Below are 24,664 nucleotides of genomic sequence, written 5' to 3'. Positions count from 1 at the left end.
TACAGGTAATCGTGGGGAATTGAGGGGTGAATTTTAAACGCAGAGAACGCTGAGGGAAGCGCAGAGTAACGCCGAGATTTTAGTTGGTAACTAGTGATTCTGGAGTTTTTGGTAGATAGCTCATTCCTCGGTCAAATGATTTTAGGTTGCCTGCTTTGGCTTCGAGTAAACGTTTTATGTTCATGCTCTCAGCACCAAAGTCTTCAATTTGAAGTTTGCCGTGGCTAACTGTTCCATCTGTTTTCCAGAATGTAATTCGATGCAGGATGAAACCTGAAGCTTCGGGATCGGCGAAAGAGTATGCAGTTGGGATAAGTAACGCTACAGAACGCTGATAATATTCGTAGTCTGGATAAAAGTGTTCTTGTTCAAGTAAGTAGTATTTACTCAGACTATGAACTCGCACAGACACTTTTACTTTTTGGTCATATTCATCTTTGAATTCACCTGAATCAGAAGTAATCTCACCATTTGGTCGCAGTAGATGTGCCCATTGATCTATATTTTTTAGGTTTTTTAAGTATTCAATGCCAATATCAATTGGAGCATCAACATAGATGGTGTCAGTATCGATAAAGTGGCTTCCTTTAGCTGCTGAGGTCAGACCAGCTTTACGTTCTAAATTACCTTTGAGAGAACGACACTCGGAAGTGTGTACTGTATGAATTCCCTGCATAATCATCTGAGTCTGCCGTTTGGGATCGACAAAGCTCAACCAGTGAAAATACACGCCTTTTTCATCTGTTCCTGGCTCAATGTAGTCTGTAGGAAATAGCAGGACAGGGTAAACCTGAAAATATTTCTGATACTCTAATCCACAGTGCCACTCAATACCGTAGAAAAGTGGATTTTCTAGTTTTTTAACGTGATAGTAAAGATTCTTGTGATAACCGGATGCAGTTCCGAGCCAGGTATCTTCGTCAATTTGCTCTTTCATCCGGCTGTAAAGCGTCCATTCATCTAAATTCTTCAAACTACAAAGGTAGTTAAAGGCGCTCTCTGGTGAAGTCGCAATATAAGCTGATGTAGCAAAAGTATTTTTTTCCACTTCTCACTCCTGAAGATAATAATAATTAAGCTGCGATCGCTGTAGTCTTGGTTCGCTTACTATTGTTGATTCTGTCTTCTGCTAATCGTCTGGCAGCATCGTTAGTAGTAACTCCTTGCTCTCTAGCAATCTCAAAAATTGCTAATAGCGTGTCATAAATGTTATGCACTTGCTTGAAAGCTTTTTCTTCGTCATAACCAATCATTTCGTTGTAAACATTAATTAGCCCTCCGGCATTAATTACATAATCAGGGCTGTAAAGAATCCCTTTTTTGGCAAGCATTTGACTATGTAGTTGCTCATTATCTAATTGATTATTAGCTGCACCAGCAATAATTTTTGCTTGCAAAAAAGGAATTGTATGACTATTAAGAATTCCTCCTAACGCGCAAGGAGCAAAGATATCTACATCAAGTGAGTAAATTTCGGTTGGTTCTACAACAATTGCGCCAAAAAGCCGTTTTACTTCTTCTGCTTTTGCTGGTTCTACATCGCTCACAAAAAGCTGGACATTATGCTCATGTAAATGCTTACAGAGATTTTTACCGACATTTCCTAAGCCTTGAACTGCAACTTTCATGCCATCAAGTCTTTTGCTCTGCCAACGAGATTCTACAGCAGCTTTAATTCCAAGAAAAACTCCTAGTGATGTTATGGGAGCAGGTCCACCGGACTTTTCTGATACTCCAACAACATATTTTGTTTCTTGACTAATTGTCCGCACATCGTCAGGAGTAATATTGACATCTTGTCCAGTAATAAAACGTCCATTTAGACTATTAACAAAACGTCCGTAAGCTCTCAACAGCTCGTCTGTTTTATTTTCAGGATTAGCAATAATGACTGCTTTTCCCCCACCAGCCGGAATGTTCGCACAGGCTGCTTTATATGTCATTCCACGACTCAGACGAAGTGCATCTTTTAAAGCAGCTTCTTCGTTGACATAAGGCATAAGTCTTGTAGCTCCCATTGCTGGGCCCAAGCTCGTATCATGGATAGCAATTATTGCCTTAATTTCGGGATTTTTACCATGACAAAACAGAACTTGTTCGTGACCCATTTCTCTAACAGTTTCAAATAGCAGCATTTTCACCTCTTGATATTGGTTGGAATTGTTTAGAGAAAGTAATGACCATTACAAAATGTAAAGATATAGACACAAAAACATTCTGGAAGATTAAGATTAGATGAAGTAAGAAATAATTTAAAATTCCAGTTTAGTAAATGTGCTTTTTGGCTGGAATAAAGGAATGAAGAAACGAACCGCAAAGGCGCAAAGAGCGCAAAGATAAGAGAGTTTTAGAGGGTTTTTGCATCAGTACCGTGAATTTTTGAAAGATTGGGATGCTCGCTTGTTTTACTCTCTTCCTTTGCGTCCTTCTCCCAAGGGGAGACGCTAACGCGAATGCGGTTCGTTAAAAAATCTTCGAGCCGGAAGAGAGTAATGTCTATAAAAATCTCATTCGATTCCCAGCTTTTAAAATCAAACCATTGGAAATGAAACTTGCTTGGCTGTACTTTTGGCAGGAGTTGATTTAATTCCTTGTGCTGCCAAACTCTTATTACGTCCACCAGAAGGTGCTGGGCGATCGGCGTCAATCACTACATCGATTAAAAAGGGAACAGTGGATGCGATCGCTTGTTCTAATGCGGTTTCAATATCCGACTCTCTGACGACGACGATCGCTTCTGCTCCCATCCCACGAGCAATCATCGCAAAGTTTGTTGGTGGAATTGTTGCATCTGCACCCTTTAATCCCAAGATTTTCATCCCTTGATGACACATGTTGTAACGCGCATCGTTGAGTACAATCCAGATTGCGGGAATTTTGTATTTCACGGCTGTGCTGATTTCGTTATTCATCAGCATTGCTCCATCACCGACAATCCCTACAGCCTTACCATTGTTTGCCAACGCTGCACCCAACACTCCTGTGACGGCGTGACCCATTGCACCGACTCCGGTACTGACTCGGTAGCGATTGGCTTCGGCAAATTGCAGTAGATGTGTTGACCAAGTAAAAGAGTTACCGCACTCTGCCATGACTATCGCATCACTACCCTCAACAACGATCTTTTGAATTGCTGCCATCAATACTTCTGGCCGCACTGGATAGTCTACGTCTGTAGCAGGTTCAATTGCTTTGTGTTCTGGACGAGGTAGCGAGATTGTGGAATCAGGAGCATCTGGTAATTGCTGCAACAACTCTTCCACAAAAGCTTTGATGTCAGAACGAACCCCGAAAGTTTCAACGTGTGGATAGGCTACACCTGGCACTTCTGGGTCAATATCGACATGGACAAAGCCTCCTTTTGGAACCAGCGCCGAACTCCAGAAAGAAGTCGGTTCGCCAAGACGGGTTCCTAATACGAGTGTGCGTAGTGGAGGTTGCTGTTCCATATAAGTTAAGACGGAAGCATGACCGCCTAAACCTGTGACACCCACAAATTGGGGATGATCTTCGGGGAAGATACCTTTCCCACGGGGCGAGCAGATAACGCCGGCTCCAGTTTTCTCTGCAAGTTGGAGGATTTCGGCTGCTGCGTCACGCGCACCGAAACCAACCCAGATGGCAAAGGGGCCGGATGATAATAACTCTACAGATTTAGCGATCGCTTCTTTTGAAGCAGTCATCCCAAACGGAGCAACATCTAGTTGGGGTAAGGCTATATTCTCAACTAAACTTGTTTGCACAGCCGTGGGAATACTCAAATGAGCCACAAATCCGCCTGGTTGCGCCATAGCTAAAGCCAGTTTACGAAAAATCTGTGGTAGTTGAGATGCAGATTCAATAGTGATTGCATAGTTGAATAGCGCTCCTGAAGTAAAAATTCCTCCATTAGGTAAGGTGTAAGTGCTGGTTTCTTGAATTGCCCAGCGTCCACGCTGCGGTGCTGAGGTGCAAGCCGACAGTAAAATTACCTTGGCACCTTCCCCACGAGCCGCAAATAATCCGGTGATGGCGTTGGTGATCCCCGGCCCTGCTGTGGTAAAAACTACGGTGGGGCGATTATTCGCAAAGTAAGCTTCGGTGGCTGCAAATGCGGCTCCGGCTTCATGGCGGAAGTTCAACACTTTTATGCTGCTATTGGATAGCGCACCCCAAAGGCTGGCCATTGCACCACCGGCGACACCAAAAGCGTAGCCTACTCCCAAATTTTCCAACATTTGAGCGATCGCACCGGCAACTGAGAGGGTTGGGGCTATTTCATCGTTTAAAAAAGGCTGAATTCCCTTGCTATTCTCTGATTCATCAAGCTTACGGGAGTTAGAGGTAGATTTTACGTCGCTGTTTGCTGGAAGTTCCTTGTATGGCTCAGTGGTGATGAGAGGATTTGAACCAGTATAGTTTTGACTCATTGGTTTCAGGTAATTACAGAAAGTTACACAAAGGCTTTTTAGTTTACAATCACAGCAATGGTAATTTTTGATACAAACAACTCTGTTGCCTTTACACCCATGACCTAGCTTGGTCGATTGTAGAAACGGTTAATCGCTGCTGATTGATGGTTGTGAGCACACTACCAAAAATTTTTAAAAAGTATACAGCAATCAATCTAGGCTGTACTTCTTGTTACCAGAATAAAGGAGGTAAAGACTATTGTGCAATCAAAAATCTTTTGATAAAAGGTGTCAAATTTTTCGCTTCTACTGGGATGATTGCAGTGCTTAGTAGGTTGGCGGGGAAAAACTAAATCATCTAAAGCCATGTAAACTAGCAACTAAGCTTAATTCAAGCACGTCTCATAATCTTTACAAAGCTTAATATAGCTAGCTTTAATAACACCGATCTACTGACTAACCCTCCTGGGGAGGTTCTTAACTTGCGATCGCTATTATGATTAAATCCTAATTTGCAATGAAAAATCTTTTGATCGGGGTGTCAATTCTTTCGCTTTTATCGTGATTGCGACATTTCCAACTTAGTCGCTCTGAAAAATTGATATTTTGCGATCGCTGGCAAGATACATCACCAAATTTACAATAGAAAATCTTTTGATCTAGTTGTCAATTCTTTTGCTTTAGGACTTATGCATTTGTAAGCTGTCCACGGAAGCGATCGCCGCGTGAGCTTTTTATATATTGATTCAGCAACGCCTGATTTTTGACTGTTGAACTCGCTGCCATAAATTACCTAAATTAAACCATGAGTCGAACTACAACAGTTTGGCGGACTTTATATTGCCACCAAAAACTCTTTGAGTCAATTATTTGTGACACTCAGCACATAGCTTCTTAACTTTATTACCTATCGAAGGAAAGAAAATAAATATTAAGTACGTAATTATTTTGATAAAGTTTATTATTTTTGACGTATAACTTAGCATAAATTACGTGTGTTTCAATAAAAATGTTTTTTTCTGACAAAAAACACGATTTTATACGTGAAATAGCCGTAACATCATATTACAAACCTATTCCTTACGACGGATGACTAAACATATTTTTCTATAGTTAAATTCCTGAGAGAGTAAGTTAAGATAAATTAAGAAAATAAATTGATGAGTAAAACTTGCTCATTTTAAGCCAAGCCCAGCACTGTAAATTCATTTATGTTGAGAATCAACCGACTCTACAAGAGTAGTTCGCCAAACTTTTTGGTGCAGGAAAGATTAAAGGATAATATTTATTTTTATCCTTTAACCTTTCCTTAGTTGAAACCCAGCAATTTTAGGTTGGTAAACCATTAGCATTAGTTAATTCTGGTGCAGGGTTAGTTTAAATATAAAATATTTTTTCTTCTTTAATTATAGATTAAGAGTTTTGAACTCTTAATCTATAAACTTGATTGACTAATCTGGATCTGATTTGTCTAAATTTTGTGTTGCTATAAAAAGCTGTTTAAATCAATAATAAATTTTAAATATTTAGTTTTTTTTAGAAAGTTTTAGTTATAAAATTCACCTTTTATTGGTATGATAAATTTTGTAAAGGTCATTAGTAATATTTGTTAATCTACCAACTAATTCTATTTGTAAGCAGCTTAATAGTGCATGAAACATTTCAGCAAGTTATGATTATTAGCTTATTAATGGCTATGGTGCTGATTGATTACCAGGAAGAAGTATGAATATGAATTCTGGCGACTATACATTAGCTACATCAAACAATCAGTGGGCGCTACAACCAGAACTAGAAATGAAGTTTGCTCACTTGTTAATAAATCACACAGTAGATGCTGCCTTTTGTTTAGGAGCAAATGCACAGTTTCTTTACGTCAACGATGCCACTTGTCTGATGACTGAGTATTCCCGTGAGGAATTACTTTCCATGAGGCTGCATGATATAGACGTAGACTTTTCTCTACACAATTGGTCAGATATTAGCTTACAGGGTTCTTTTACCTTTAAATCTCGCTATCGGACAAAAGGAGGGCGGATTTTTCTGGTAGAAATATCTATTAGCTATGTAAAATACCAAGATATGGAATTTGGCTGTGCCTTTGCTCGTGAGAAAACTGATGAAATAGTAGAACTGAGCGTGCAAAAGTGGACTGATGAATTAAAAGATGCTAAAGACAATTTGCAACAGGAATTTTCTCAACTAAAGGTAAAAGAAATAGAACTAGAAACATCTCTTTCTTTACTTAATTCTACTCTCGAATCTACTGCCATTGGTATTGTTGCAGTTAACTTTGAGGGAGATATTCTGAGTTTGAATCAGAAATTTGTAGATATGTGGCAGATTCCAGAATCCCTAATACTATCTAAGAAATGTCCTCGATGCAAAGCCTTTTTTGAGAACCAACTTAAAGACCCACAAGCCTTTAGTCGGCTGATTTGGGAAGTGTCTAGCCAATCGGATTTCGAGAGCTACGACATTCTGGAGTTGAAAGATGGAAGAGTTTTTGCACACTACTCTAAACCTCAATGGCTTGGTGAACAAATTATTGGTAGAGTGTGGAGTATTTGGGACATTACTGAATCGAAACGGACTGAAGAAGCATTACGCCTGAACGCAACTAGATTTCGGATTTTAGCAGAAACAACAGATGCCAGTACTTTTCTGATTCAAGGTACGCGGCTTTGCTACATAAATCCAGCAGTGGAGCAACTCACTGGTTACACAACAGAGGAACTGCTAACAGGTTTTGATCTTCGCCGATTGATTAAAAGCAAAAAACGCAGGCAGATACGTAAGCAGGGTGAAGCAACTAACTTTGAATATCAAGAGATGAATATTCTGACAAAAAACGGTACGGAGCGCTGGCTAGCTTGCGCGGTTACAATGCTGGACGGAGGGCTGGATTTTGGTGGAAAACCAGTCGAAATGATTGCAGGCATTGATATTACCGATTACAAATATGCAGAATTAGGTCTTAACCAAGCTTTAGACCAAGCCAAACAACTTAGCGAACTTAGAGCGCGTTTTCTTTCTATGGTTTGCCATCAATTCCGCACTCCACTAAATATTGTTTCATTTTCTAATAGTTTACTAAAGGAAGAAGTAGACAAACGTACACAGAAGAAAATACAACCATTAATCGATCACATTCAAAAAGCCACCGAACAACTTAGCCAGATGTTGGATGATATTTTGTTCTTCTCTAAGGCAGAATCAGCAAAAATAAATTTTGCTCCAAAACCGCTTGAGTTAGTTCAGTTTTGTAATGATTTAGTTACACAAATGCAGATGAGAATTAGCCAAAACCCGATTCATTTTGTAACTAAAGATAAGTCATTAACAGCCTGCATAGATAAAAAATTGTTAGAGCCTATTTTGAATAATTTGCTCGACAATGCAATAAAGTATTCCCCCTCCAAGATGGCAATTGATTTGAAACTATATTGCAAAAATGAAAAATTAATTTTCCAGGTCAAAGATATGGGGATCGGTATTTCAGTAGCAGATCAACAACGAATATTTGAGCCATTTTACCGTGGTAGTAATATCGATCATATACCTGGTACAGGACTAGGACTATCGATTATTAAAACCCTTGTAGATTTACATCACGGTCAAGTTTCTGTAGAAAGTCAAATTTGTGTGGGCACTACATTTACTGTGATATTGCCATTAATCCAATCAGAGTTTACCAGTACCGAGTTATGAGTGTTGAAATGGAAATAGTTGTTAATTGAAAACTTAACAATCATAACTGTCGGAACGAAGTAATTAATCTCATGCCTATTTACATAAGTAGGTAGGCAGAATAAAACCAAACTGTGTGTTAAAAAATGAACGAGGCTAAAACCCTCTTTTCTCCTGCCTTCTGCCTCCTGCCTCCTGCCTTATCCCAACGATAAATATTTACGCCCACCTACTTACTCACCAAATAGCCTCGTAAGCAGCTTCTGCAAAAAGTTATGGTAATAGAAAATTATGTCCGAATCGTCAAAGAAAATTCTCGTCATTGAAGATGATAACGTTACCCGCAATCTTTATTTAAAGGGTCTTGAGGCTAAAGGTTTTGATACGATAGGTGCTGACAACGGTTTTGCTGGTATCCAGCAAGCACAAGAGCATATACCCGACTTAGTAGTTTGCGATATCACGATGCCCGATATGGATGGTTATAGCGTTTTAACTAGGCTACGCCAAGATCCTGTTACAGCAATTATTCCTTTCATTTTTCTGACTGGCAGTAGTACCAGAGCAGATATTCGCAAAGCTATGGAATTGGGAGCAGACGACCATCTTACCAAACCCTCTACACTAGACGAATTGCTCAGAGCGATCGCTACTCGCTTGCAAAAGCAAGCTACTTTCCAATACTGGTGCACTATTCAATTCGAGAAAGCTGCAAAAACAGTATTTGCGGATAATACTACAGCGATCGCTCGAGGTGTTGCTATATTTGCGGATAATACTACAGCGATCGCTGGAGGTGTTGCTATAGCCTCTGATGAAGAAGTTTTTGATCGAGATCCTTATAAGTCAATCTTTCCTTGCATTCCCCAATTAAAAGAAGTTTTCGACTTTATCGAAGCCCATTACGATCAAGGAATTACTTTGTGTGATGTGGCTCTTGCTGTTGGTTACTCACCTGCTTACTTAACTAACCGAGTAGCAAAGCAAACAGGAGAGACTGTAAACTGCTGGATTGTCAAACGTCGGATGGCGGGAGCGCGTTTTTTACTTCAAAATAACGATCAGACAGTCGAGAAGATAGCAAAAGCATTGGGCTATCAGGATGTATCTCATTTCTCCCGCCAGTTTCGCCAACATCACGGTTTACCTCCCCAAGCTTGGCGCAAAGAACATCAGCTTGTATCGTAAAAACAGGTGAAACTCTGGTGAAAGTGCTGAAAGCAGATTTGACTGTTGTGTTAGCAAAAAAGGAATCGTCGAAACAGGATTTACGATGCCTGCGGCGGGCTACGCCTACGCATCTACCAAATATGGAAATAAGAGGATAAAAGGGCTTCAGGCAGTATATCCATCCCCATTGTCCCTTATCCTCAGAAGACTACCGAGTTACCCAATTCAAATAAATAGTTGTGTAAACTCATATATTAAATCCACCCTACCCTTACGTAACATAGCTGGATCTAATCTTTCGGTAGTGTTACAAGTCATCAAGACAACTAACCGTTGCTGCATCTGAATACCAGAGTCATCAATTACACTCTGATACAAAGTGCCATCTAGCAAACTCAGAATGTGTTCGGTTTTGTTATTGTATTGCGCTACCTCCGAAGCACGATTTTGCGCTAGATTATCAGCTTCGTTAATAACGATACAAATACGCTCTATGTAAGTCGGTGGAACAAAATTAGCGATCGCATCATGATCTAAAATAAAAATTACATACCCTAAAGGTACAAGAATTTCTTTTGCTACTGCTTGTGTCCAGACTGTTTTACCAGTACCCGGTTGCCCATGTACAACAACCGCTAACTGGTTTTGATTCATAATCGCTTGCTGTACAGAATCAGTAAAATTTTGGATATCTGCGGGAAATGTCCGAATGTTAAATTGACTATGAACTTTGCCTACACGACTTTGATATCCACTCAGCATCACTGCTAAGTCGTAAGTTGCTTTGTTAATTAGTGGCGCGAGATTTTTCGCCATTAAACTATATTGCCGTCGCCCGCGATCGTAGGGATCAATTTGCAACCAAATGTCATACTTAGACCAGTAAGCGTAAACAGTATTAATAACGTCTAAGCGTTCCCAGCTAACAAATCTATCTATAGGAAAATAAAAATCTCTTTCTGAGTAATACTGGGTAATAATATCAGGATTACCCAACACACCTAAAACTCGCAGTACAGTAATTTCTTGCAGTCGATTAAGAACATAATCAATGGGAATGCTACTACGACTGACAAATTGGACAATAGGCGTTTCCGTACTCAAAACATCTTTGTAGCGATGATCTGGTGATTGAGGATCTGGTGTAATGTAATTCCAAAACTTTTCAACTTCGTAACGGGTATTATCAGATACAACACTTAATAAATTAGCCCACCAAGCATAATTATTTCTTCCTAAAACATCAGCAATATTACTCGCCAAGTTAAAACTTTTTTGACTTAATTCGCGGGAGTCACTGTACAACAGTTGCCATAAAAATCCCCAGTCTAATTCTCGATTAAATGGTCGCCAACCGCAAGCAAGTAAACTTTGCCGAGTATTATTTGTGGGAGTGCCTTCATTGCTTCTAAAATAGTCAAAATCCATATTTATAAGTTATGCAGCGTTAATTCAGTTATTTTGTGTTAAGTAGGAAGTTTTGAAAAAATTTTCTCGTAATATCAACTAATTGTGTACAAATGGTAATTTTATTTTTACTGTACTAGCGAGGAAGTCTTTTTAATCTAACTCATTACCTCTGTAATATACTGTATTACAATTTAACTACTTATGTCAACTTTTTTGACAAACCAATTGGTAAGTGGCTGTTTACTTTTAGCGATTGATGCACCTGCACTACTTATCCGTCTGTAGATGAGGACTTATATTACGTCCGTGGAATTGCCCAGCAGAATTCCCTACATCCCAAAAATAAAATTTTCGCCCATTTGAATTTATGACAAAAGGGCGAAAGTTTTGCGGGGATCTCCCTCTTCCTCAGCGTCCTCAGCGCCTCTGCGGTTCGATTCTCATGCTGATTGTGAAAGTCTATTAGCCCATTATACAAAGGCTCAACTGCGGCAATATTAACCTTGCAACCATATCAACAATTAAAAAACTCCATAGATGCTTGAACAATAAACATAGCCATCTATGATATAGAAATGTATAGAATCTTGTAAAGATATAAAATATAGTTGTTAAATGCACACATTTCTCGCTTCTTCCTCAATGCAGCGGTCTTTACCACCAAATCACTTTCAGCCTATGAAGATTGTCGCACTGGGGGATAGCTTAATTTATGGATTCGGCGACCCCGAAAAAGGAGGCTGGATCGAGCAACTACGGCGATGGTGGATGTTGCCGGATAGTGCCGGTCATATTCTTTATAATTTAGGGGTAAGAGGCGATCGCACCCAACAAGTAGCCCAAAGACTAGAAGTTGAATTTCGCCACCGAGGTGAACTGCGAAATCGTGTTCCCGATTTGATTATTTTATCAGTGGGGGTGAATGACTCAGCACGGTTGGCGCGTCCCGATGGTCGAAGTTACACAGATTTTACCTTATTTGAAAAGGAAATTGCGTCTCTGCTAGATTTAGCACAGCAACTCTGTCCTGTGTTATTTGTGGGCATGGTGCCAGTAGATGAAGCCAAAATGCCATTTTTAGATTGTTTTTACTATAATCATGCCGACCAGTACCGTTACAAAGAAGCAACTCGAATTGCTTGCACAAAACGGCAGATTCCCTATTTGGATATTTTTGAGCAATGGATGGAACGTGGTGAAAGTTGGCGGCTAAAACGCTTGAGTGAAGATGGACTTCATCCTAATACGCTAGGTTATCAAGCTTTGTTAGAAGATGTAATCAATTGGGATGCGATACTTTCAATGGACTTTGCCAATGCAGCTTACCATTCTAAATTTAATTATCACCTTAAGCCATCCTAATAATATAGATGTATTGGTGCTTTGGGGCTAGCCGATATTCTCATATTTGCTATTCTCGCAAAAAGCACCACAATCTTTCTGCATTTTTAATAAAAGCAAGTCAAAATCTATTTATAAAAACTCTAATTTCTCTATTATTCATAACTCCTAACTCAGCACTTTTATGACACCAACTTTATTTGGTCGCTGGCAAACTCGATTATTATTACTGGCAACTGTCGGCGTACTCGTATCTTTGCCATTTGCAAGAGGTTGGATTGGCCCTGGTGCTAACTCAGTTTATTTTTGGATACTTGGTTATGTCGCCATCTTTGGCTTGGGTTGGGATGTACTTTATGACTATCTACAAAAATCCCGTTGGGATAGAGATTGGCCCGCAGCTTATCAACTCTTAGCTGGTATATGGGAATTAATATTTATATTTTGTGGAGTAAAACTATTTGGCTTTTTACCAATACCTTTACCGAAGGAAGAACTTTTGCCAGAAGCTTTTTTATTGCATTATAGCATCGTGTGGCTAGCAGTTTTTATTAGTTCCCAAAGCCTGATGCGAATTATCTTCCTTCGTTGGCGTTTTCGAGGCGGAGAGTGGTTGTAAAATATCAAATTATCGGAAACTAGTTTAATTAAAAATTACAGTAATTTTTAAGTAATTCAACCGTAGAGTAGGGACGCATATCATAGGTGTCAACTTAAGTTGAAATATCCTGACTGCATGAGTTTTGCCCTCACCCCCAGCCCCTCTCCCAATTGGGAGAGGGGAGCAAATTCTTCAGTTCCCCTTCTCCCATGTTGGGAGAAGGGGTTAGAGGATGAGGGCAACCCTATAATTTCTGCTAAACCTAACTTTTAAATTAAGTTGACACCTATGGATGCATATCTGTGCGTCACTAAAGCCGATTTGTACTTCAAATAGATGAAAAAGGTTATAAATCGCAAATTAACAAATCATAAAAAATCATATATGGCGGTTTTAGTTTGGATGCAATATGTTGTATTGACGTACAGTTGTGTGCGTTCTTAAGAACAAGATGACTTTGGAAACCAAAGCAACGCATTGCTTGTTGTATCTCATCAAATTACAAATAGCTATTTTATGTTTACAAAATTGGCATTTGTGCTGATGTATTAGTCATATAGTAGATTGCAACTTGGTTAGGTACAGATAATCGTAGGGAACATGGCTGTGCCCCTACCCGTGTACTTCATTTACCTAAAATACGCTGTATATAAGTAAAACAGGAAAAACTGTAGAGTCTAGGGAGATTTTTCAATGCAGAGACACAAATTAAGGAAGTGCAATGTCAAATTTTGATCTGGTTATTCGGCTATTTCTACAACTCACAGTTATTTTAACCACTTGTCGCATTGTCACGATTTTAGGACGCCGCTATCTTGTTCAAACCGATGTTGTTTGCGAAATGATTGCAGGTGTCATGTTAGGGCCATCACTTTTAGGATTGATTGCACCAGATTTTCAGCAATGGCTATTTCCTAAGCTTCCCATCATCACTGCTGTCGGACTTAAAATACCCAATCCATCGATGTCGATTTTATATGCTATCAGCCAGATTGGGTTGGTAATTTATATGTTTTTGATTGGTTTAGAGTTCAATACCAAACTCTTAAAACATCATATCAAAAGTGCAAGTTTGCTATCTGCGGCTGGGATTATCACCCCCTTTATTTTAGGAGCGATCGCATCTTTTTGGTTTTATCACAATGGCGATTTCTTTCAACCAAAAGTTATGCCTTGGTCAGCCGCTTTGTATCTCGGTGCGTCGATGACAATTACGGCTTTTCCGATGTTAGCTCGTATTCTTTACGAACGCGGTCTTGCACAAACTCGCTTCGGTACTTTGGCTTTAGGTGCAGCATCAGTAGATGATGCAGTTGCTTGGTGTTTACTGGCGATTGTGCTTGCTAGCGTGAAAAATTCTTTGAGTATTGCCATATTAGCAATTGGTGGTGGCATTTGCTATGTGTTATTTGCAATTTTTCTCGGACAACCTCTATTGAAAGCATTCACACGCATGACAAAACGCGATGCAGGTGTGAACAGACAAACCCTAACTTTGATGTTGATAATTTTGATGTTTTGTGCATGGTTTACCGATGTTACAGGCATCTATGCAATATTCGGTGCTTTTGTGTTGGGAGCAGTGACACCACGCGGAGAATTCACCCAACAAATTCGCCAATATACGGAGTTTTTAACTACTTCTTTTTTGTTACCAATATTTTTTGTTTTCTCTGGATTAAACACTCAAATTGGCTTGGTAAACACACCTACTTTGTGGGGAGTGACGCTATTAATTATTGCGATCGCAATTCTCGGTAAAGGTGTAGCTTGTATGTTAGCTGCAAAATTAGCCGGGGAAAATTGGCGCGAATCTGCAACTATCGGTGCTTTGATGAATGCTCGTGGTTTGATGGAGTTAATCATCCTCAACATTGGTTTAGAACAAGGTATAATTACTCCAACTTTATTCACTATCATGGTTATTATGGCAGTCATTACTACCCTGATGGCATCACCACTGATTGCCTTTTTATTGCACGGTACAAGCTATGATAAATATTCTAATTAAGTAAATTTAAATATAAAATTAATTACTTAGTAATTGGGCAAAATTCTCTGCTTTAACTCCGGTTATAGCAATCCTAAATAATTTATGAATAAAAATATCCCTGGCTTCTTGAAAAAATCGGGGATCTAAGCCACTTAGTTGAAAGCAAATCAAATAGGATTGCCAGATAACCGCCAATTTTTTTGTAGTAGTGCTTAAACACTACTACAAACTGACTACCGATTAACTAGTTTTCTTGCTATTCTTAATTCGGAAGTTATTCGGGATGTAGATCCTAAAATCATCAGAATTGATGTTTCACGGCTGCAACTGCATCTTAACAATAATTCATATAACAACGAACTAGAAATTACTCTTGGTTATATTTAACAAGCTTGACATTTTCCACTCTTTTAAAGAATTATCTTAGGGAAACCAGATAGTTAATTTTGAGGAAACCATGCACATAGTTATTCTCGTTCTGGTTGAGGTGCTGATTGTTATTGGGCTTTCACGGCTAGTAGGGCTAGCATTCCGTTCCATTAAACAACCACTGGTCATTGGTGAGATTGTCGCCGGAATTATGCTTGGCCCATCTTTATTTGGTTTAGTTGCTCCCCATCTAGCAGTTACCTTGTTTCCACCAGAAACTTTTCCTTTTCTGAATGTTTTGTCTCAGGTGGGACTAATATTTTTCATGTTTCTGATTGGGTTAGAACTAAATCCCAAATACCTCGGCGGCCAATTAGAAGTAGCAGTTTTAACTTCTCATATCAGCATTTTGGTGCCGTTTTCTCTAGGAACATTGCTAGCGGTAATCCTTTATCCTCTAGTTTCCAATGCAAGTGTATCATTCACCGCCTTTGCTTTGTTTTTGGGGGCGGCGATGTCGATTACTGCCTTTCCAGTGTTGGCGCGAATCATTACTGAAAACAATTTACAAGGAACGCGTTTAGGAACTTTGGCGTTAACTTGTGCAGCAGTAGATGATGTCACAGCTTGGTGTCTTTTGGCAGTAGCGATCGCAGTTGCTCGGACTGGTGACTTTGCTGGTGCCATACCCACAATTATCGCCAGTATCGTCTACATCGGCTTGATATTGACAGCAGGCCGTTGGTTCCTGCAACGCCTTGCCAAACATTACCTCCGTGCGGGACGACTCAGCCAAGTGTTGCTAGCTGGGATTTATATGGGTGTGGTTGCGTCGGCACTAATCACCGAACTAATTGGAATTCACTTAATTTTTGGAGCATTTTTGCTGGGAGCAGCCATGCCCAAAAATGAAGATTTAGTCAGGGAATTGGCAGTAAAAACGGAAGATTTTGTCCTAATTTTCTTGCTGCCTATATTTTTTGCCTACAGTGGCTTAAAAACGCAGATAGGCTTGCTCAACCGTCCCGAATTGTGGCTTTTGTGTGCGTTGGTTTTAGGAGTGGCGATCGCAGGTAAATATATTGGTACTTATGTAGCAGCTCGTGTCAGTGGCATTAGTAAACGGGAAGCCTCGGCACTCGGTTGGTTAATGAATACGCGCGGTTTAACCGAACTGATAGTGCTAAACATTGGTTTAGAGTTAGGGGTAATTTCCCCCTTAATATTTACCATGCTGGTAATTATGGCATTGGTAACTACCTTCATGACCTCGCCACTGCTGGAATGGACATATCCGAAAAAGCTGATCAGGTTAGATGTAGTGGAACCGGAGTTAGAAGCAGAAACAGCTACCGACGCTGCTGATGCCGAAACTTACATTCGTCCCTACCGAATTTTGGTGCCAGTGGCGAATCCGAGTACCCAAAAAGGCTTGTTACAGTTGGCAGCAAGCATCGCTCTCAACTCCCGACATCCCGCCGTTGTTAACCCTCTGAGCTTGATTGAATTTGAAGAAGATTATGCCTTTGAAAGTACGCCAGTTGAAGCAGACCGATTAATTGCCCAGCGCCGCCAGCAGCTAGAAGAATTGATTAATACTCTCGAACCAGTAGAAATACGCTCTCACGTGCATCCGATTATTCGCATATCTAGTAATGTTGCACGGGAAACCGCACAGATTGCCGCACTCAAACAAGTTGATTTAATTCTTGTGGGATGGCATCGCCCAGCTTTTAGTAGCAACCGTTTAGGTGGAAGAGTTGGTCAAATGCTCACTACTGCGCCAGTTGATGTTGCAGTGTTTGTGGACAAGGGAAGCGAGCAATTAGAAAGCTTGTTAGTGCCTTATTCGGCAAATATTCATGATGATTTAGCGCTAATAATAGCTCTGAGACTGCTAATTAATCGCGAGACTTGTCTGTTACAGGTTTTGCAGGTTGTACCCGAAAATCAGCTCAAGGATGAATTGAGTTACGAATTAAATACAATGATGGAGAAATTACCGAGTAGTGTACGCGATCGCATCGAAATCAAAATTGTCCAAACTCCAGAGGCAATCCAAACTGTAGTCGAAGCCTCAAAAAATGTAGACTTGACAATTGCTGGTACTAGTCGCACTTGGGGTATCGAGCGTCAAACCTTGGGAAGATATACAGATCAACTAGCCATCCAATGTTCCTCCTCCTTGCTGATTACCCGCCGCTACAGTCAAGTCACCGCTCATTTGGCTTCCGTACTTACTGAGGTTAGTAGTCAAGAGCCAACATTGAGGAGTTGAGAACATGAATCATTTCAACTTCAAATCTTTAGCTTTTTACGGAGCAACAATAATTTCAGTACTACTGTTGTTTAAAACTGTTAGTACTTATGGAGAAAACAATCTCAAGGCTCCTCCTCCAATTAGCGGTCGGTATCGTCTAACCCTAGCGGAGAATTTGCCTAACTGTGAAAAATCGGATACTCTGACGTTAAACATTGAGCAGTCAGGTATTTACTTAAATGCCTCTGTATTACCGGCAAACGCTAACGCCGACACTGACGAAAAGCACTCTCTAGCAGGCATCTTCAGAAATCGACAATTAAATTTATCTGGGAAAGTAGGCAGATCAATCCTTTGTAATATTCCTCGCCCCCAAAACGATCCTCTAAACTCAGTCACAATTCAAATGCAACTTGTGGATAAAGGTAATATGACAGGTCAATTAACCGTAAATGGTATTCCACAAACTTTAAAATTTACCGCTGTGCCCCAAAAAGCTAATTGAAGTGGAGGTGGGTAGAGACGCGATTCATCGCGTCTACGGGATTGGAAACGCATTGTATGGGTTTTATGGAGCAAATAAACAGAATGAATCGGGGACTAAAAACTAAGCAATTTTACCAATGGGGCGAGCAGCTATTTAGCATCAGTATATTAGGCTTTTATGCAGCGATCGCCCTCGAAAGCACTATTGCTGCTACACCAGGAGCAAAGCTAAATAATTGGCGTTTTTCTCCCAAGACACAGCAACTCGAAATCACCCTCTCAGCAGGCACAACCCCTCATTATTTCTACTTGGCACAACCCTCTCGTCTGGTTGTAGATTTACCGAATACTAAGTTGGGCAAAGTTACCACGCAACAAAATTATTCTGGAGCAATCAAAAGCATTCGCATTTCTCAACTGAACGCAAACGATACACGCATTGTCCTAGATTTAGCAGCAGGAACTGTTTTTAATCCTAAACAGGTACAACTGCAACCCATTTCCCGAAAAAACTCCACTCGCTGGGTGTTACGTCCGATTATTTCTGGTAAAACTACTGCTGTCAAACCAGGAAAGTCCGCACCTTCAGCCAAGAAACAACCTCAAACACTTCAAAAGCCGCCTAGTAATCTACCTGTAACCACTACTAATCCACAATCGCCCCTACTCACAGTTCCGACTCCATCCAATAAACTGCCCTCAACAACTACTACTAACTCAGGACAGCCTTTTGTCACCGTACCTCCTTTAAATCCAAATACATCCTCTCAACAACCTGCTTTAACTCTTCCCCCTCCTTCTTTCCCAAATCAACCCGATAATTTAAATAACATTCCTCCTTTGGGAATATCGGAATTTCCAGTTCCAACAATCCCCAATGCTCCCGATCCCCAAATCATTGAGTTTGGTCAACCTTTACCCAAAACTAAATAAAAATTGGGAATTGGGAATTGGGAATTGGGCATGGGGCATTGGAAATCGAACCAATGCCCCTTTTGCTATGGGCTATGCCCTAATAAATTAGAACTTACGCAAAAACCCTCTCAAACTCTCATTTCTCCGTGACCTCTGCGTCGCGCCAGTTGCTTCAAGTCGGGGAACCCGCCCAACGCACTGGCTTCTCTGTGGTTCGTTTTCCGTTACCTGTGCGTAAGTCCTATAAATGAATTACCTTTTTCCAACTAACTCCTTTACCTTGTTGATGATACTGACTGGATCGATACCTTGATATGGGTACTGTTCCCACAAACCGCCGCAACCTTCTTTATGAGTTCCAAGATGGGCATATTTGGGAGTCAACCCCCGCTCTAGCAGCCAGGAACCGAAACGACTACCTAAGCCAGTGCGACGGTTAAAGGGTTCTACTACAAGCACAAAAGGAGCATTACCAACTTTGGTAATTATTTCTTCATCAATGACGTTTAAAGTTGTTTTGTTAATCAAACCAACGTCTAACCCTTCTTGCTTCAGACGCTCTACAGCATCCAGGGCACGGTAGAGAGCATCACCAAAACTGATAATGTAGCCTTGCGTCCCTTCTCGTATAACCTCATCTTTACCAGGAACAAATTTGTAGCCACTTCCAAAGAAGTCATTGCTGTTGCTGTCTTGAATGTTGGGCACTTTGGAACGGGTAGAGAAAATAAACCGCAGTCCAGGCTCAAAAAATACAGCTTCTACACAAGCTGTCATTTGATTATTATCTGCTGGGAAGTACAACTGTGTTGGGTAGCCATCATCCAAGCCATTGTCGGCAAACATATTATTTATACCAAAGTGGCAGCTGTTATCTGCCATGTCATCTATACCCGCATGGGAAAAATGACACAGAACATTGGAATAGTTCAGCCGTGCCATTGTGATTTCTGAGATACACATTTCTAAGAAGGCGCTGAAAGTCGCAAAAATACCTTGCTTGCCTTCGTCCATGCCGAATCCAGCCGCAGCAGAAAAGTTGCTCCGTTCCATGATGCCGGAGGAAATAAATATTTCTGGGTATGTATCATGAATTTTCTTCAAACCGCAGGAGCCTTCTAGATCGCTATCAATGACCTTGACTTTTTCTTTACGCTCCGTCTCACTCATGCGACTGAGAACAGCCACCACAGCTTCACCAAACACATTGCGGTTAGCGCCCCATTTGTCACTAGAACCCAGAAATGTATATGTTTGCTTGGGTTTCTCAATACTCTTCAGGTATTCGACAGCCGCAGTTTGTCCGCGAGATTCTAGATACTTAACTGCTAAATCTACAGGAATTACATCATGACCATGAATGGAACCTTCTAAACCTTCAATACCAGGACACATCGGGCGTTTATTGATTAGAGCGATCGCTCCGGGAGTATTTACAGCTTCACAAAGGCGACGGTATAAATCGTCTAAGTCTTCTCCGTCTCCCTGAAGAACCTTCAACCCGTGACCTTCTAAGGTTTTGGCGACACTAAAACCAGGTAAATATTTAGAAGGATGTCCAGCGATCGTTACATCATTGTCATCAACGATCAGTTTGACGTTGAGATGTTGAGCAACAGCCAAGCGAGCAGCTTCAGCATCGTTGCCTTCTTGCTGCGATCCATCAGAACCGAGACAGAAAACAGCTTTGCCTGGATTCGCCATTGCCACACCATTGATGTAAGGCCAAACATGGCCCAGGCGGCCAGAACTAAATTTTACACCAGGAGTTAGCCCTAATTCCGGGTGTCCCGGTAAATGGGAATGTGCTTGGCGATAACGTAAAAGTTGTTCAGCAGGTAAATCACCATGCAACGTTGCCATCAGATATTGGGTGGCGACTCGATGTCCAGCTTCATCAAAGAAAATCGGCACAAATTGCTCCGATGCTCCCCGGAAAAAGGCATCGAGGATCATCACCTCTGGCACTGTATCGTATGGCCCACCAGTATGACCACCCACTCCGCTAGCAGCGCCAGTCGCTGTAAAAAAAACGATCGCATCTCGGCAGAGTTGAATATTCGCTTTGAGAGTCTCTCGTTGTTGGGCGGTGAGGCTGGAATTTGCTGGATTGAGCGCTAAAAATTGGTAAGCACCGAGATCAATTGGAAATTGGGTATTCATAATAGTCATGGTTTATTGATTGAATAAAAAACAATTTGAACAGACAGGACGCGCGATCGCACTACAAAAAAAATTGTTAAAACCCCGATTGGGCAACAATTATCCAAACATTTCTAAAGCTCAAGCCAACCACTCGGAACCATTGTGGAACCATGTAGTTTCATCAAGTGCCAAAATCAATACATTCAATTGTGCATGAATGTGCTTGAATTCAATTGAAGTTACGGATTACCGTACAGAAACTTGCATATCAATAAGTATAAACTCACAAACGTGCAATTTCAAGTGCAAAAACGCAATTTCGGGAAAATTAATTATGCTAACTGCTGAACGACGACAATTCATTTTAGAAATTCTGCGTCGTGATAAAAAAGTACTTTCAACAGAACTTAGTGCTGTTCTCAAGGTTTCTGAGGATACGATTCGCCGGGACTTGCGAGAACTGGCAGAAACCGGACTATTGCAACGCGTTCATGGGGGAGCGCTCCTTAAATCACCAGCCACCGCCAGTTATGCCGATCGCCAAAAGCAAGCGCCAAAAGAAAAAGAAGCGATCGCTCGGACAGCAGCAAAACTAGTTTGTACAGGACAGGTGGTGATTTTAGATGGAGGTACGACAACTCTCCAAGTAACCCGTCATTTGCCCCTAGATTTGCACGCAACAGTGATCACAAATAGTCCGCCAATCGCCGTTGCTTTAGCAGAACATCCCCATATAGAGGTTGTGATGTTAGGTGGACAACTCTACAAAAAAGCCTTGGTGAACGTGGGTACTGTCACAATTGAGACATTACGGATGATTCGTGCAGATTTGTGTATGTTGGGGGTTTGCAGTTTGCATCCAGAAGTTGGGATTAGTGTACCTAACCTAGATGAAGCGCACGTCAAACGAGCCATGATTGCTGGATCGGCTGAGGTAGTAGGATTAGTGACAGCAGAAAAATTGGACACAGCTGCTCCTTATCTAGTGGAGTCTATTCATGCCCTGACTTACCTAGTAACAGCACCGACAGTATCTAATAATATGTTGAGTGCCTATAAAGCTTTAGGTTTGACAATTATCCGTGATGAGTACGAGTGATCTGATTTTGAAGATGCGATCGCGGGGGACTGGGGACTGGGGACTGGGGATTGGGGAGACAAGGAAAGAATTTCTCCAATGCCCAACGCCCCATGCCCCATGCCCAAATCTAAAATCTGTCCGTTTCTTGAGGTGTTCCAACTGCTCCCGGTTGAGCCGTGAAGAAGTTTTGAGCAGCTTCATTCTGATATATACACCTAATATCAGGTTTGTCACTGTCTAAATTACCTGTAAAGCCAAAGGTGTTCAGGTGATTTTTGCAATCATTTATCTGCTCAGATGTCACCAACTTGCGGTTCTCTAAAAGCGCCCAGTTATTTTGTCGGATCACGCATCCAGGACGCATACTAGGCTGGGAAACATAGACATTAAAGGGGTTGAGAGTGACGAACAGTCTAGCGTCCATCACCATCGCGCTGGCTCCGTACTGCACACAAATTTCAGGATTCGGTGCTTTGGTATCTATAAATTCACGGGAAGCTACATTTGATGGTGCCAATGTGGTTGTAGAACTAAAAGCAATGCCAATCCCAATTCCCAAAATCAACACTCCTCCCATAATTGCGATGGTGGTGAAGTTAAATAGAGGGGATTGGAAAATAGAGGGTTTAGAAGTAGTAGCCGATCTACCAGTAGATTTACGTTTCATTGTTGCTTAATCACCTTCACGCCGATTTGGGAGGGAGTGGTCTAAAGTTTTCTCCCTCTTTCAGTATGCCTATTCTTGACTGTAATTGCCTGTGATTTTCTCTGCGATATTCTTGTTAAATGAGAAAAATAGCAGCTTATCTAGATATCGGGACAAAATTTTAATATAGTACACTGTGGCGGAAGTTTGCCTACCTTAGACAAGTTGCTCCAGAACTTGTGTGGCTAATTAAAATAATAGCTGAATTTATGTCAAGCCATACTAATTGCTTATTTTTTCCATTTGGAATAATTAGTGAGTATATTTATTTGAAGATTAATTAATTGTTATTAGTTATAACCTTTGCGCTTTTTGTGCTGCTTGATTTTATCAATCACTTTATGAATTTAGTTTGCTAATTATACCATATTTTTAATTTTTATCAGCTATATAGCAATCCTAAATCATTCGTGAAATTCTTTCTCCTATCCATCTTCGCGTCCTTTGCGCCCTTTGCGGTTCGTTAAAAATAGTATTTTTCACAACTAAGATAGGATTGCTATAGCTAATTTGGTTTTCACAATTAATCTAATCAGAATACTTAAACTATCTAACTTTTGTTGTTAATTTCCAATTTTTAGGATGAGATATTTTTGTTACCCCTAGCAATTGATGTGTAAAATCATGTAAATTAACACTTAATGAAATTTTAATAAGTAATTGAAAGCACGTGACATCTCAAAGAGCGCTACTTTCGGACAAGAGGTTCAAAACTTCGCAACTTCAAATCTTCCTAGCTGATAGTCTGACTATTTTTTGGGGAGATTGGTTAGATTTACGCGTGAGAATCCTACCAGTTGCTGCATCAGGCTTAATATCGCCACTGATATATATTTTAGCTTTTGGCTTGGGTTTGGGTAGTTCCATCAAACCCGGTTCAGGAATTAGTGGTAACTATGACAACTATTTGGAATTTATATTACCGGGAATGGTGGCACTATCGTCGATGACGGTTAGCTTTGCTGGAACGACATTTTCAATTTGTGGAGACAGACTATTTACCAAAACCTTTGAGGAACTATTGTTAACTCCCATACATCCCTTAGCGTTGTACATCGGTAAAATGCTGGCGGGAGTCGTGCGGGGTTTGATGACTTCTGGTTCTGTAATTTTGGTAGCGCTGCTGTTGACTGGAAACTGGAATTTTCTCAACCCACTGTTTTTACTCTTGGTGGTGCTGAATTGTTCAGTATTTGCTGGATTAGGGGTGATTATAGGGTTGAGTGTGCGATCGCTCGAATCAGTCGGACTCTACAATAATTTTATCATTATCCCCATGTCATTCTTAGGAGCGACCTTCTTTGACCCTGCTACATTACCAGCTGCTCTGAAAGTTTTAGTTTACCTGTTGCCACTAACCTATGCCAGCATTGGATTGCGTGCAGTTGCCCATCTACCCTTGTCTCAGTTTCCTTGGTACAGCATACCGATTTTGCTGGTAGTTGCGATCGCTCTTTCTTTATGGGGTGGTTATAAATTTGCTCATCAACAAGATTAAAGCGTTGATTATAATCTGTGCTTTAACTGTTGAATTTTCTGTAAAACTTTTTCCCGATGCTGCGTCAGTTTGATCCATCGCGGTAGGCGACTGGCAAGACTGCCATTATGCCAGCTTAGCAAGCCGTTTGCCATAGTCTCTAAATCTTATAACCATTTCATCTCAAGCCTGATATGTAGCGTCCCGTTAAGACAGCAATGAACCATAGTTTATAGGACTTACGCACTGTACAAATGCATCGTGATGTGAATTAACGAAAATCCGTTGTTTCAGGCAATACGGTTCAGTTAAGGGTCAAACTTTTTTCAAAGTCAATTTTTTTAACGAACCACAAAGACGCAGAGGAAACAGAGAGAAGAAAAAAAGGCTTAACCCAAGCATATTGTTGTTTCAGGCTTTTTTTCATTATCTTGCGATCGTAAATAGGCCATGCTGTAGGGGCACAGCAATGCTGTGCCCTTACGAAAGATGTGGTTTTTAACTTATGCATATTTGCGATTTATTGTCAATGCGTAAGTCCTAGTTTATTAAGAATCAGGATAATTACTTTTAATCCACATATTGTCTAATTTGTCAATGCATAAGTTCTAATTTGGATTTTTTATAAA

Annotated in this window: 17 protein-coding genes; 10 read left to right on the top strand and 7 right to left on the bottom strand. The window is 40.6% G+C overall.

All coding sequences use genetic code 11. The features are described 5' to 3' along the window. Positions 1-79: 79 nt before the first annotated feature. From scyC to scyA, 3 genes are all read right to left on the bottom strand, one after another. On the bottom strand, positions 80-1,048 hold the full coding sequence (gene scyC, locus V7K41_RS30585) for a scytonemin biosynthesis cyclase/decarboxylase ScyC (protein ID WP_334854265.1): 969 nt from the start codon (positions 1,046-1,048) through the stop codon (positions 80-82). A gap of 25 nt (positions 1,049-1,073) precedes the next feature. Next, positions 1,074-2,135 (bottom strand): tryptophan dehydrogenase ScyB, encoded by a 1,062-nt coding sequence (gene scyB, locus V7K41_RS30580; protein WP_334854264.1) that lies wholly within the window; start codon positions 2,133-2,135, stop codon positions 1,074-1,076. A 396-nt stretch (positions 2,136-2,531) separates the two neighbouring features. After that, entirely contained in the window at positions 2,532-4,409 is a 1,878-nt protein-coding gene (gene scyA / locus V7K41_RS30575) for a scytonemin biosynthesis protein ScyA (RefSeq protein WP_334854263.1), read from the bottom strand. A 1,707-nt stretch (positions 4,410-6,116) separates the two neighbouring features. Between scyA and V7K41_RS30570 the strand changes: the two genes are divergently transcribed. Together V7K41_RS30570 and V7K41_RS30565 are read left to right on the top strand one after the other, a co-directional pair. After that, on the top strand, positions 6,117-8,102 hold the full coding sequence (locus tag V7K41_RS30570; RefSeq protein ID WP_334854262.1) for a scytonemin biosynthesis sensor histidine kinase: 1,986 nt from the start codon (positions 6,117-6,119) through the stop codon (positions 8,100-8,102). A 270-nt stretch (positions 8,103-8,372) separates the two neighbouring features. Beyond that, complete coding sequence (locus V7K41_RS30565) at positions 8,373-9,269, top strand: response regulator transcription factor (RefSeq protein ID WP_334854261.1); 897 nt, start codon at positions 8,373-8,375, stop codon at positions 9,267-9,269. Positions 9,270-9,476: 207 nt separating this feature from the next. On the opposite strand, the gene V7K41_RS30560 is transcribed toward V7K41_RS30565, so the two are convergent. Continuing rightward, positions 9,477-10,679 carry an AAA family ATPase gene (locus V7K41_RS30560; RefSeq protein ID WP_334854260.1) on the bottom strand — a complete coding sequence of 401 codons (1,203 nt, stop codon included), beginning with the start codon at positions 10,677-10,679 and terminating at the stop codon, positions 9,477-9,479. A 597-nt stretch (positions 10,680-11,276) separates the two neighbouring features. Between V7K41_RS30560 and V7K41_RS30555 the strand changes: the two genes are divergently transcribed. The 6 genes from V7K41_RS30555 (at position 11,277) to V7K41_RS30530 (ending at position 18,644) form a co-directional block, all read left to right on the top strand. Beyond that, positions 11,277-12,023: a GDSL-type esterase/lipase family protein gene (locus V7K41_RS30555; protein WP_334854259.1), complete on the top strand. Its 747-nt coding sequence runs from the start codon at positions 11,277-11,279 to the stop codon at positions 12,021-12,023. A gap of 163 nt (positions 12,024-12,186) precedes the next feature. Beyond that, entirely contained in the window at positions 12,187-12,621 is a 435-nt protein-coding gene (locus V7K41_RS30550; protein ID WP_334854258.1) for a hypothetical protein, read from the top strand. Positions 12,622-13,324: 703 nt separating this feature from the next. Next, positions 13,325-14,614: a cation:proton antiporter gene (locus V7K41_RS30545; protein ID WP_334854257.1), complete on the top strand. Its 1,290-nt coding sequence runs from the start codon at positions 13,325-13,327 to the stop codon at positions 14,612-14,614. Between the two features lie 439 nt (positions 14,615-15,053). After that, on the top strand, positions 15,054-17,243 hold the full coding sequence (locus tag V7K41_RS30540; protein WP_334854256.1) for a cation:proton antiporter: 2,190 nt from the start codon (positions 15,054-15,056) through the stop codon (positions 17,241-17,243). A gap of 4 nt (positions 17,244-17,247) precedes the next feature. Then, positions 17,248-17,730: a hypothetical protein gene (locus V7K41_RS30535; protein WP_334854255.1), complete on the top strand. Its 483-nt coding sequence runs from the start codon at positions 17,248-17,250 to the stop codon at positions 17,728-17,730. 83 nt (positions 17,731-17,813) lie between these two features. Beyond that, positions 17,814-18,644, top strand: coding sequence for an AMIN domain-containing protein (locus tag V7K41_RS30530; RefSeq protein WP_334854254.1), 831 nt, complete (start codon positions 17,814-17,816; stop codon positions 18,642-18,644). Between the two features lie 234 nt (positions 18,645-18,878). Here the strand turns inward: V7K41_RS30530 and V7K41_RS30525 are convergent, their stop codons facing one another. Then, complete coding sequence (locus tag V7K41_RS30525) at positions 18,879-20,798, bottom strand: transketolase C-terminal domain-containing protein (RefSeq protein ID WP_334854253.1); 1,920 nt, start codon at positions 20,796-20,798, stop codon at positions 18,879-18,881. A gap of 307 nt (positions 20,799-21,105) precedes the next feature. Here V7K41_RS30525 and V7K41_RS30520 point away from each other — a divergent pair, with 307 nt between their 5' ends. Continuing rightward, positions 21,106-21,870 carry a DeoR/GlpR family DNA-binding transcription regulator gene (locus tag V7K41_RS30520; RefSeq protein ID WP_104906232.1) on the top strand — a complete coding sequence of 255 codons (765 nt, stop codon included), beginning with the start codon at positions 21,106-21,108 and terminating at the stop codon, positions 21,868-21,870. Between the two features lie 109 nt (positions 21,871-21,979). On the opposite strand, the gene V7K41_RS30515 is transcribed toward V7K41_RS30520, so the two are convergent. Further along, positions 21,980-22,519, bottom strand: a complete 540-nt coding sequence (locus tag V7K41_RS30515; protein ID WP_334854252.1) for a DUF3172 domain-containing protein — start codon at positions 22,517-22,519, stop codon at positions 21,980-21,982. A 709-nt stretch (positions 22,520-23,228) separates the two neighbouring features. Between V7K41_RS30515 and V7K41_RS30510 the strand changes: the two genes are divergently transcribed. Then, positions 23,229-24,056 (top strand): ABC transporter permease, encoded by an 828-nt coding sequence (locus V7K41_RS30510; protein WP_334854251.1) that lies wholly within the window; start codon positions 23,229-23,231, stop codon positions 24,054-24,056. Positions 24,057-24,064: 8 nt separating this feature from the next. On the opposite strand, the gene V7K41_RS30505 is transcribed toward V7K41_RS30510, so the two are convergent. After that, a complete protein-coding gene (locus V7K41_RS30505) occupies positions 24,065-24,190 on the bottom strand; it encodes a hypothetical protein (RefSeq protein ID WP_334854250.1) in 126 nt (41 codons plus the stop codon). Positions 24,191-24,664 lie beyond the last annotated feature (474 nt).

Origin of the sequence: Nostoc sp. (assembly GCF_036917415.1) — a bacterium.
Lineage (GTDB): Bacteria > Cyanobacteriota > Cyanobacteriia > Cyanobacteriales > Nostocaceae > Nostoc.
Note: the sequence above shows the minus strand (reverse complement) of the source record. Positions and strands in the feature narration are given on the sequence as shown.

Coding starts and splice junctions, on each gene's coding strand:
- scyB (WP_334854264.1), bottom strand. CDS start 2,135: ATGCTGCTATTTGAAACTGTTAGAGAAATGGGTCACGAACAAGTTCTG.
- scyA (WP_334854263.1), bottom strand. CDS start 4,409: ATGAGTCAAAACTATACTGGTTCAAATCCTCTCATCACCACTGAGCCA.
- V7K41_RS30570 (WP_334854262.1), top strand. CDS start 6,117: ATGAATATGAATTCTGGCGACTATACATTAGCTACATCAAACAATCAG.
- V7K41_RS30565 (WP_334854261.1), top strand. CDS start 8,373: ATGTCCGAATCGTCAAAGAAAATTCTCGTCATTGAAGATGATAACGTT.
- V7K41_RS30560 (WP_334854260.1), bottom strand. CDS start 10,679: ATGGATTTTGACTATTTTAGAAGCAATGAAGGCACTCCCACAAATAAT.
- V7K41_RS30555 (WP_334854259.1), top strand. CDS start 11,277: ATGCACACATTTCTCGCTTCTTCCTCAATGCAGCGGTCTTTACCACCA.
- V7K41_RS30550 (WP_334854258.1), top strand. CDS start 12,187: ATGACACCAACTTTATTTGGTCGCTGGCAAACTCGATTATTATTACTG.
- V7K41_RS30545 (WP_334854257.1), top strand. CDS start 13,325: ATGTCAAATTTTGATCTGGTTATTCGGCTATTTCTACAACTCACAGTT.
- V7K41_RS30540 (WP_334854256.1), top strand. CDS start 15,054: ATGCACATAGTTATTCTCGTTCTGGTTGAGGTGCTGATTGTTATTGGG.
- V7K41_RS30535 (WP_334854255.1), top strand. CDS start 17,248: ATGAATCATTTCAACTTCAAATCTTTAGCTTTTTACGGAGCAACAATA.
- V7K41_RS30530 (WP_334854254.1), top strand. CDS start 17,814: ATGAATCGGGGACTAAAAACTAAGCAATTTTACCAATGGGGCGAGCAG.
- V7K41_RS30525 (WP_334854253.1), bottom strand. CDS start 20,798: ATGACTATTATGAATACCCAATTTCCAATTGATCTCGGTGCTTACCAA.
- V7K41_RS30520 (WP_104906232.1), top strand. CDS start 21,106: ATGCTAACTGCTGAACGACGACAATTCATTTTAGAAATTCTGCGTCGT.
- V7K41_RS30515 (WP_334854252.1), bottom strand. CDS start 22,519: ATGAAACGTAAATCTACTGGTAGATCGGCTACTACTTCTAAACCCTCT.
- V7K41_RS30505 (WP_334854250.1), bottom strand. CDS start 24,190: ATGGCAAACGGCTTGCTAAGCTGGCATAATGGCAGTCTTGCCAGTCGC.